General features: G+C 64.7%; 1 protein-coding gene. It reads left to right on the plus strand.

Annotation, left to right across the window (positions count from 1 at the left end):
- Positions 1–111: 111 nt before the first annotated feature.
- A complete protein-coding gene (locus EFY87_RS19890) occupies positions 112–1674 on the plus strand; it encodes an IS1634 family transposase (RefSeq protein ID WP_123273224.1) in 1563 nt (520 codons plus the stop codon).
- The last annotated feature ends 16 nt before the right edge of the window (positions 1675–1690 follow it).

Consider the following 1690-nt stretch of genomic DNA (forward strand, 5'->3'; position numbering starts at 1 on the left):
CCTGAGTCGTGCCACTTTGTGAGGAATCGCGGGTTCGGTTTGTGTTTGTGCTGGTCAGCGGCGTGGGCTGGGGTGGGTTGACACACTAATCGGCTGGGTAGGGTCGGTTTTGTGGTGTTCGTGCGGAAGGTCAAGACGGCCTCGGGTGCTACCGCGGTGCAGATCGCTGAGCGGCAGGCTGGCCGGGATCGTGTGCTGGAACATCTGGGGTCTGCGCACACGGACGCCGAGTTGGCGGTGTTGATGCAGGCTGCTCGCCGCAAGGTATTCCCCGGCCAGGGCGAGCTGGACCTGTCGCCGTCCGCGGTGCCGGCTGGGCATGCGGTCATCGCGGGCAAGACCAGCGCCTTGTTGTGGCAGGTGCTGAGCACCGTGTACGCCCGGCTCGGGTTCGGCACGGTCGGTGATGAGGTGTTCGAGCAGTTGGTGCTTGCCCGGGTGGTCGAGCCCACGTCCAAGGCGGACTCGTTGCGGGTGCTGGACGAGCTCGGTGTGCCGCACGCGTCGTTGCGGACGGTGTTCCGGTCGCTGAAACGCGTCCAGCAGCAGGACTACCGCTCCGAGATCGCGACCCGTTGCTTCGAGTACGTGACCTCCGCGGGTGACATCACACTGTGCCTGTACGACGTGACCACATTGTATTTCGAGGCCGAGAAGGAAGACGCCCTGCGCAAGGTCGGGTACTCCAAGGAACGCCGTGTGGACCCGCAAGTCGTCGTCGGGTTGCTGGTCGACCGTCACGGGTTTCCGTTAGAGATCGGGTGTTTCGAGGGCAACAAGGCCGAGAAGCTGACGATCGTGCCGATCATCGAGCAGTTCATTGAACGCCACCAGTTGGCCGACCTGGTCGTGGTCGCGGACGCGGGGATGTTGTCCGCGGCCAACCTCACAGCCCTCGACGATGCAGGGTTGCGGTTCATCGTGGGCTCCCGGTCCACGAAGGCACCGATCGACCTGGAGTCACACTTCCACTGGCACGGTGACGCGTTCATCGACGGGCAGGTCATCGACACCATCACCCCACGCGTGAGCACTGTCGCCGCCCGCGCGGTGAACGACACGAAACTGAAGGCTGAGCCGGTGTGGGATCCCGGCGTGCACGAGTTGTCGTGGCGGGCGGTGTGGGCGTACTCCCATAAGCGCGCCGTCCGGGACCGTAAAACCCTGGGGTTGCAGGAAGACAAGGCCCGGGCGATCGTCGCCGGCGACAAGGCCGCGCACGCCACCCGGTTCGTCAAAGCCAGCAAGGACGGGAAAGCGCTGGACGAGGACTCACTGGCCCGCGCCTACCGGCTGGTCGGCCTCAAAGGCTACGTGACGAACCTGCCCGCAGAAACGATGCCCGCGACCGAGGTCATCAGTTCCTACCACGACCTGTGGCATGTCGAACAGTCGTTCCGGATGTCCAAAACCGACCTGGCAGCCCGTCCCATGTTCCACCACGTGCGTGACTCGATCGAAGCCCACCTGACCATCGTGTTCACCGCCCTGGCGGTCAGCCGCTACCTCCAGGACGCGACCGGGCTCAGCATCCGCCGGATCGTGCGAATACTACGACCAATCCAGCAAATCCGCGTCCGCATCGCCGGCCACGAACTCACCGCCGCCGACCCCCTCACCGACCAAGCGACCGAAATCATCACCGCGACAGGCGTCACCTGGCCGACACACTAAACCGGCACGACTCAGG

The sequence above is a fragment of the Flexivirga caeni genome (assembly GCF_003724155.1).
GTDB lineage: Bacteria > Actinomycetota > Actinomycetes > Actinomycetales > Dermatophilaceae > Flexivirga > Flexivirga caeni.